Genomic DNA, 8,332 nt, shown 5'->3' with positions numbered 1-8,332 from the left:
TATAAGAGACAGGTACAGCGGCCCCCAATTGCCGCCGCCGGTATCGAGGCCGAGGAACCAGTCCTGGCCGAAGTCGAGCGGCAGATCGCGCACCGCTGAGAACCGCATCATGGTGAAGCCGGCCCACAGAAACCAGCGCTCGCTCGGCGGCTCGGTGGTGCGGACATAGCCATAGACGTCCTGGGTGGCGAGCGGCGCGAACGGATCGTCCGGCGCGGTCGGAAACAGGTCGTGGTCGAGCAGGCCGAACAGCTCCGGCGCGCCCGGCCGGATGATGTTGTGCCAGATCCAGTTCAGCACGATGCCGTGCGAGCGGCTGCTCTTCTGCCATGGATTTTCGGGGGCGCGCAGATACGGCACGCCGTGCGCTGCGGAGATCCGTTCGATCTCGGCGGCGCGGTCGTCATCTGGCGAATTGTCGACCACGATGTAGAGGGCGTCTGGCACGAACAGCCGGATCAGCGGTATCTGCAGATCGATCGCCTGCGGGTCCTGATACGCCACCGTGAACAGCGCGCGCCGGCCGGTGATCATCTTGGCTACCGCGGCGGGATCTCCGACCTTGGCGGGTTGCTGCCGATACCGCCGATCGATCCGATTGTAGCGCGCAGTCTTCAGGCCCTGCGACAGCGGTCGCAAATGCGTCCAGTCGGCGAAGGTATAGTCGGAGAGCTTCTTCGGCACGGCTAAGTCTCTGTTCTGTCGGGGGCGGCGCGCCCGATCTCCTCAGCAGCTTCGCGCCGTCGAGGCAAGTCTCGGTTGCCCGCTTGCGTCGCTCACGGGTTCGCCGCCAGCTTGAGCAGGTAGCCGCCGTAATTGCTCTTGGCGAGCGGCTGCGCCAGCCGTTCGAGCTGGCGCGCGTCGATCCAGCCGAACCGGAAAGCGATCTCCTCGGGGCAGCAGATCTTGAAGCCCTGGCGCTTCTCCAGCACGCGCACGAACTCGCCGGCGTCGAGCAGGCTGTCGGGCGTGCCGGTGTCGAGCCAGGCGAACCCCCGGCCCATCTTCTCGACCCGCAGCTTGCCGCGTTCCAAGTATGTGCGATTGACGTCGGTGATTTCGAGCTCGCCGCGTGCGGAGGGCTTCAGGTTCGCTGCAATCTCGACGACGTCCTGGTCGTAGAAATAAAGGCCGGTGACAGCCCAGTTCGAGCGCGGCTGCACCGGCTTCTCCTCAATCGAGCGCGCGACCTGATCGGAATCGAATTCGACGACGCCATAGCGCTCCGGATCGCTGACCTGATAGGCGAACACCGTGGCGCCCTCCGGATGCTGCGCAGCATGCTGCAGCAGAGGGATCAGGTCGTGGCCGTAGAACAAATTGTCGCCGAGCACCAAGGCGGACGGCTGGCCGGCGACGAAATCGGCGCCGATGACGAATGCCTGCGCCAGCCCTTCGGGCTTCGGCTGTTCGGCATAGCTGAACGACATGCCCCACGAGGCGCCGTCGCCGAGCAGTTGCTGGAATCGCGGCAGATCGGCCGGCGTCGAGATCACCAGGATGTCGCGAATGCCGGCCATCATCAGTGTCGCGAGCGGATAATAGATCAGCGGTTTGTCGTAGATCGGCATCAGTTGCTTCGACACCGCGGCCGTCATCGGATGCAGCCTCGTGCCGCTGCCACCGGCCAGAATGATGCCTTTGGTGATCATGTCAGTTTGCGTCCTGCGCTCGCAGCCGCTCGATACACGGCTGCAGCGATTGCCGCCAGTGCGGCAGGCGAATGGCGTGAGCGGCGGCGAGTGCCGAGCCGTCGAGTCTGGAATTCGCCGGCCGCTTGGCGGGGGTAGGGTACTCCGTGGTCGGAATCGGAATCACCCTCGCAGATGGTCCGCCGGCTTCTCGTGATGCGGCGAAAATCGCTTCGGCGAACGCGGCCCAAGTGGCGGTCCCGTCCGCGGTCATATGGAAGATGCCGCGCAACTCGGGCCGCGCCGGCTCCGCCAGCAGATTGCGGACGACGCCCAGCACCCCGTCGGCGATATCGAGCGCGCTGGTCGGGGCGCCGACCTGATCGCAGACCACCCGCACCTCATCGCGCTGCCGGGCCAAGGCCAGCATGGTGCGCACGAAATTCTTGCCGGACGGGCCATACACCCAGGAGGTCCGCAACACCGCGTAATCAGCAGCTGCTTCCGCCACCGCGCGCTCGCCGGCCAGTTTGCTGGCGCCATAGACGCTGAGCGGGTTGGTCGGATCGGTTTCGCGATACGGTCGCTCGCCGGTGCCGTCGAACACGTAGTCGGTCGACAGCTGCACCACCGGCACACCGAGTTTCGCGGCCGCGCGAGCCACGGCGCCCGCACCCTCGGCGTTGATCGCATAAGCGAGGTCGGGCTCACTCTCGGCCTGATCAACGGCCGTGTAGGCCGCAGCATTGACGACAGCGTCCGGCTCGACTGCGCTCAATGCTGTTTCGATGTCGCTCGGGCGCGTCAGGTCAATCTCCGGCCGGGCCAGCAGGACGATCGCGGCATTGGTTCCGGCGGCGCGCTCGTGGAGCGCCTGCGCGACCTGACCGTAACGACCGGTGACGACGATCCGCATCGCGCTACTCGAAGTAGTTCGGCAGTGATGCAAACGGTGGCAATTTCAGATCCTTGTCCGACAGCACCGCCTGGTCCGCAGTGACAGGCCAACGCACGGCGAGATCGGGATCGTTCCAGGCGATGCCGAGATCATGCGGCGGCGAATAGTAGTTGGTCACCTTGTAGGCCACCACCGTGTCGGGCTCGAGCGTGCAGAAGCCGTGGGCGAAGCCGATCGGAATCAGCAACTGCCTGCCGTCCTCGGCCGACAGCTCTTCGGCGACCCACTGCCCGTAGGTCGGCGAGGACCGGCGCAGATCGACCGCAACGTCCAGGATGCGGCCCTTCGCGACCCGCACCAGCTTGTCCTGCGCGAACGGCGCGCTCTGGAAATGCAGGCCGCGGATGGTGCCGGTTGCGGTCGAAATCGACTGGTTGTCCTGCACGAAATCGAGCGCGATGCCGTGATCGACGAAGCGCTGCCTGTTGTAGGTTTCCACGAACGAGCCGCGGGAATCCGCGAACGCTCTGGGCGTGATAATCTTCACCGCCTCGATCGCGGTGGACGTCACTGTCAGCATGACCTTCTTGTTGCTCCGTTCGTCGCTAGACCGCCACGCCGAGGCGCTCGCCGCGGTACACGCCTGAACGGACCCGTTCCCACCACGTCCGATTGTCGAGATACCACTGCACGGTCTGGCGCAGGCCGTCGTCGAAAGTGTAGTGCGCCCGCCATTCGAGTTCGCGCTCGACCTTGCTGGCATCGATCGCGTAGCGGGCGTCGTGACCGGGGCGGTCGGCGACGAAGCTGATCAGCTTCGCCCGTGATCCGATCGCCGCATCGGGCGCAAGCTCGTCGAGCAGGCGGCAGATCGCCTGCACGACGTCGAGGTTGGTACGCTCGTTGCGTCCGCCGATATTGTAGCTTTCGCCGATTTCGCCGCGCTCGGCGGCGAGCAGCAGCGCATCGGCGTGATCCTCGACGTGCAGCCAGTCGCGAACATTGGCGCCAGTGCCGTACACCGGGATCGCTTCGCCGTGCAGCGCCTTGATGATCGCCAGCGGGATCAGCTTTTCGGGGAAGTGATAGGGGCCGTAATTGTTGGAGCAGTTGGTGATCACCACCGGCAGGCCGTAGGTGTGGTGCCAGGCCCGCACCAGATGGTCCGACCCCGCCTTCGAGGCGGAGTAGGGCGACTTCGGCTGGTACGGAGTGTCTTCCCGGAACAGCCCTTCGGCACCAAGCGAACCGAACACCTCGTCGGTGGAGATGTGGTGAAAGCGGAAGCCGGACTTGCGGGCCGGCGGCAGGGAGCGCCAATGCGCCAGCGCCGCCTGCAGCAGCGAATAGGTGCCGACGATGTTGGTCTGGATGAAGTCGCCGGGGCCGTCGATCGAACGGTCGACATGGCTCTCCGCGGCAAGGTGCATCACCACGTCCGGGGAGTACTCCTCGAACAGCAGCCGCATGGTGCCCTGTTCGACGATGTCGGCTCGGACGAACCGGAAGCGCGGATCGTCGGACACCGGCGCCAGCGAGTCGAGATTGCCCGCATAGGTCAGCTTGTCGACCACCAGCACCTCGTGCGGGGTGGTCCCGATCAGCCGCCGGACCACTGCCGAACCGATGAAGCCGGCGCCGCCGGTAACGAGAAAACGCTTTGTCATCAATCGTCTAGGGTTGGATTGCGGGGCAATCGAGCGGCCGGTGCGGTGCTGTCATCGGCATCCCGCTTTATGCCGTCTTTATGGCGGGCGGGGCAATTCCGCATCGTATCCTTACGCGCCGCACCGTAGCTGCATCTTGGCCCGTTTGTCAGGAGGCTTCGATGCTGGACGTGCTCATGCTGTTGGTCGCCGCCGCGCTGTTCGCCGCGACGATCGGCTACGCCTATGTCTGTGACCGGATCTGATGGAGGCCGCGATGTCGTTTGACCTGTCGCTCGCCGCAGCGGTCAGTGCCGCTCTGTTGGTCTATCTGGTGGTCGCGCTGCTGCGCCCGGAAAAATTCTGAGGAGGCGGCGATGACCCTGATCGGCTGGACCCAGATCATCCTGTTTTGCGCGGTTGTGGTGGCGCTGACGCCGCTGCTCGGCGCCTATCTCACCCGCGTCTTCGACGGCCGCATCGCTCTGCTACGCCCGGTCGAGACCGGGCTGTATCGCCTCGCCGGCGTCGATCCGCAGCGCGAACAGCATTGGCTCAGTTACACGGTGGCGATGCTGCTGTTTCATGTGGCCGGCTTCGCGCTGTTGTATGGCCTGCTTCGGCTGCAGAGCCTGCTTCCGTTCAATCCGGCGGAGCAGGGCGCGGTAGCGCCCGATCTCGCGCTCAACACCGTGATCTCGTTCCTGACCAACACCAATTGGCAGAACTACGGCGGCGAGAGCGCGTTGTCTTATCTGACCCAGATGCTCGGCCTGACGGTGCAGAACTTTCTCTCCGCCGCGACCGGTATGGTGCTGGCTGTGGCGTTGATCCGCGGCTTCGCCCGCGCCTCGGCCAAGACCATCGGCAATTTCTGGGTCGATGTCACCCGCTGCACGCTCTACGTGCTGCTGCCGATCTCGATCGTGTTCACGATCTTCCTGGTCTGGCAGGGCATGCCGCAGACGCTGGGCCCCTACGTCGATGCGGCTACCGTCGAGGGCGGCAAGCAGACCATCGCGCTGGGTCCGGTGGCATCGCAGGTCGCGATCAAGATGCTCGGCACCAATGGCGGCGGCTTCTTCAACGCCAACGCGGCGCATCCGTTCGAGAACCCGACCGCGCTGTCGAACTTCGTGCAGATGCTGTCGATCTTCGTGCTCGGCGCCGCGCTCACCAACGTGTTCGGCCGGATGGTCGGGGATCAGCGCCAGGGCTGGGCGATCCTCGCCGCGATGGGCGTGTTGTTCATCGCCGGTGTCGCGGTCTGCTACTGGGCAGAAGCTCACGGCACCGAGGCGATGCGGGCGCTTGGCCTCGCCGGCGGCAACATGGAGGGCAAGGAGACGCGGTTCGGCATCGCCGCTTCGGCATTGTTCGCAGTGGTGACGACCGCGGCCTCGTGCGGCGCGGTCAACGCGATGCACGATTCGTTCACCGCGCTCGGAGGCATGATCCCGCTGATCAACATGGAGCTCGGCGAGATCGTGATCGGCGGCGTCGGCGCCGGCCTTTACGGCATGCTGCTGTTCGTCGTGATCACGATCTTCCTGGCCGGGCTGATGGTCGGCCGCACGCCCGAATATGTCGGCAAGAAGATCGAAGCGCGCGAGGTCAAGATGGCGATGCTGGCGATCCTGATCCTGCCGCTGGTGATGCTCGGTTTCACGGCGATCGCGGTGGTGGTTCCGTCCGCGGTGGCGTCGATGGGCAACGCCGGTCCGCACGGTTACTCCGAGGTGCTGTACGCCTTCACCTCGCAGGCGGCCAACAACGGATCGGCGTTCGGCGGCCTCTCCGGCAACACGCCGTTCTACAACCTCACCGGTGCGATCGCGATGTTCCTGGGCCGGTTCTGGATGATCGTCCCGGCGATGGCGATTGCGGGCTCGCTCGCCGCCAAGAGATCCGTCGCGGCGACCGCCGGCACCTTCCCGACAACCGGACCGCTGTTCGTCGGTCTGCTGGTCGGAACCATCCTGATTGTCGGCGGCCTCACCTTCTTCCCGGCGCTCGCGGTCGGTCCGATCGCCGAGCATCTGTCGATGCTGCAAGGCGTCGCCTATTAGTTCGGAGCAACGGTCATGAAAGTCTCGAAACTACGCAAAAACTCACCATCGGCCACGATGCTGGATCCGGCGATCCTGCTGCCGGCGATCGGTCAGGCGTTCGTCAAGCTCGATCCGCGGACGCTGGTCAAGAATCCGGTGATGTTCGTACTCGAAGTCGTCACCGCGCTCGCCACCGTTCTGACCGTCCGTGACGCCTTCACGGGCGGCGGCGACATGCTGTTCGAATTGCAGATCGCAATCTGGCTCTGGTTCACCATTCTGTTCGCCAACTTCGCCGAGGCGGTCGCTGAAGGCCGCGGCAAGGCGCAGGCCGACACGCTGCGGCAGACGCGGGCGCAGACGACGGCCAAGCGGCTGCTGATGCCGGGCAACAACGAGCTGTACGAAGGTGTCGCGGCCGAGCGTCTCGAGGTCGGAGATCTGGTGCTGTGCGAAGCCGGCGATACCATCCCCGGCGACGGCGAAGTGATCGAAGGCATCGCCTCCGTCAACGAAGCGGCAGTCACCGGCGAGTCCGCGCCGGTGATCCGCGAATCCGGCGGCGACCGGTCCGCTGTGACCGGCGGCACGACGGTGATTTCGGATCGGATCGTGGTCCGCATCACCACGGCAGTCGGCTCGTCGTTTCTCGACCGCATGATCAAGCTGGTCGAAGGCGCCGAGCGGCAGAAAACGCCGAACGAGATCGCGCTCAATATCCTGCTGGTCGGCCTCACCTTGATCTTCGTGGTGGTGGTCGACGCGATCCCGAGCTTCGCCACCTATGCGGGCGGTTCAATTTCGGTGGTCGTGCTGGTGGCGCTGTTCGTGACGCTGATTCCGACCACGATCGGCGCGCTGCTGTCGGCGATCGGCATCGCCGGGATGGATCGCCTGGTGCGCTTCAACGTGCTGGCGATGTCGGGCCGCGCGGTCGAGGCCGCCGGCGACATCGACACGCTGCTGCTCGACAAGACCGGCACGATTACTTTCGGCAACCGGCTCGCCTCCGAGATCATTCCGGTGCCCGGCGTCAGCGAAGCCGAAGCGGCGGAAGCGGCGCTGCTGGCGAGTCAGGCCGACGAGACCGCCGAAGGGCGTTCGATCGTGGCGCTGGCGCGAGAGAAGTTCGGGCTGTCGATGGATGAGGCTCCGTCGGATGCGACGTTCATCCCATTCTCGGCGACGACCCGGTTGTCCGGCATCGACGCGGGCGGCCGCCGCTTACGCAAGGGCGCGGTCGATTCGGTGCTGAAATTCGTCCGAGACGAATCCCGCGCCGATGTCGCCGAGCCCCCGGCGTTTCGCGCGGCGGTCGATCGTATCGCCCGTGCCGGCGGTACGCCGCTCGGCCTCGCGGAAGCCGGCCGGCTGCTCGGCGTCATTCATCTGAAGGACGTGGTCAAGCCCGACGTCAAGGAACGCTTCGCGGCGCTGCGGCGGATGGGGATCAAGACGGTGATGATCACCGGCGACAATCCGGTGACCGCCGCCTCGATCGCCTCGGAAGCGGGCGTCGACGACTTCATCGCCCAAGCGACCCCCGAGGACAAGCTGCGCTATATTCGCGGCGAACAGGCCAATGGCCGGCTGATCGCGATGTGCGGCGACGGCACCAACGACGCGCCCGCACTCGCCCAGGCCGACGTCGGCGTGGCGATGCAGAGCGGCACCCAGGCGGCGCGCGAAGCCGGCAACATGGTCGACCTCGATTCCGATCCGACCAAGCTGATCGAGGTGGTGGAGATCGGCAAGCAGCTCCTGATGACCCGCGGCGCGCTGACCACCTTCTCGATCGCCAACGACGTCGCCAAGTACTTCGCCATCATCCCGGCGATCTTCGTGGCGTTCTATCCGCAGCTCGGCGCTCTCAACATCATGGGGCTCTCGACGCCGCAAAGCGCGATCCTGTCGGCGATCGTGTTCAATGCGTTGATCATCATCGCGCTGATTCCGCTGGCGCTAAAGGGCGTGACCTATCGGCCGGTCGGGGCGGTGGCGCTGCTAAGACGCAATCTTCTGATCTACGGCCTCGGCGGCATCGTGCTGCCGTTCATCGGAATCAAGGTCATCGACCTCGCGGTGACCGCACTGCATCTCGCCTGA

8 protein-coding genes are annotated in these 8,332 nt (G+C 65.4%); 3 read left to right on the top strand and 5 right to left on the bottom strand.

The genetic code is table 11. From position 1 onward, the window contains the following. The 5 genes from DY468_RS10215 to rfbB form a co-directional block, all read right to left on the bottom strand. The coding region (locus tag DY468_RS10215) for a hypothetical protein (protein WP_164604707.1) at positions 1-684 on the bottom strand (684 nt) is incomplete at its 3' end. A gap of 92 nt (positions 685-776) precedes the next feature. After that, entirely contained in the window at positions 777-1,652 is an 876-nt protein-coding gene (gene rfbA, locus DY468_RS10210) for a glucose-1-phosphate thymidylyltransferase RfbA (protein ID WP_164604706.1), read from the bottom strand. Between the two features lies 1 nt (position 1,653). Next, a complete protein-coding gene (gene rfbD, locus DY468_RS10205; RefSeq protein WP_164604705.1) occupies positions 1,654-2,547 on the bottom strand; it encodes a dTDP-4-dehydrorhamnose reductase in 894 nt (297 codons plus the stop codon). A 4-nt stretch (positions 2,548-2,551) separates the two neighbouring features. Continuing rightward, entirely contained in the window at positions 2,552-3,109 is a 558-nt protein-coding gene (rfbC, locus tag DY468_RS10200) for a dTDP-4-dehydrorhamnose 3,5-epimerase (RefSeq protein ID WP_164604704.1), read from the bottom strand. Between the two features lie 25 nt (positions 3,110-3,134). Further along, on the bottom strand, positions 3,135-4,196 hold the full coding sequence (rfbB, locus tag DY468_RS10195) for a dTDP-glucose 4,6-dehydratase (RefSeq protein WP_164604703.1): 1,062 nt from the start codon (positions 4,194-4,196) through the stop codon (positions 3,135-3,137). A 256-nt stretch (positions 4,197-4,452) separates the two neighbouring features. Here rfbB and kdpF point away from each other — a divergent pair, with 256 nt between their 5' ends. From kdpF to kdpB, 3 genes are read left to right on the top strand one after another with little or no spacing between them, the layout of a single operon-like run. Then, positions 4,453-4,542, top strand: a complete 90-nt coding sequence (kdpF, locus tag DY468_RS10190; RefSeq protein WP_164604702.1) for a K(+)-transporting ATPase subunit F — start codon at positions 4,453-4,455, stop codon at positions 4,540-4,542. 10 nt (positions 4,543-4,552) lie between these two features. Next, on the top strand, positions 4,553-6,244 hold the full coding sequence (kdpA, locus tag DY468_RS10185; RefSeq protein WP_164604701.1) for a potassium-transporting ATPase subunit KdpA: 1,692 nt from the start codon (positions 4,553-4,555) through the stop codon (positions 6,242-6,244). A 15-nt stretch (positions 6,245-6,259) separates the two neighbouring features. Beyond that, positions 6,260-8,332 (top strand): potassium-transporting ATPase subunit KdpB, encoded by a 2,073-nt coding sequence (gene kdpB / locus DY468_RS10180; RefSeq protein ID WP_164604700.1) that lies wholly within the window; start codon positions 6,260-6,262, stop codon positions 8,330-8,332.

The sequence above is a fragment of the Rhodopseudomonas sp. BR0M22 genome (genome assembly GCF_010907035.1).
In the GTDB taxonomy this organism is placed as follows: domain Bacteria; phylum Pseudomonadota; class Alphaproteobacteria; order Rhizobiales; family Xanthobacteraceae; genus Rhodopseudomonas.
The sequence above is the reverse complement of the archived record's forward strand: the minus strand, read 5'-3'. Positions and strand labels throughout refer to the sequence as shown.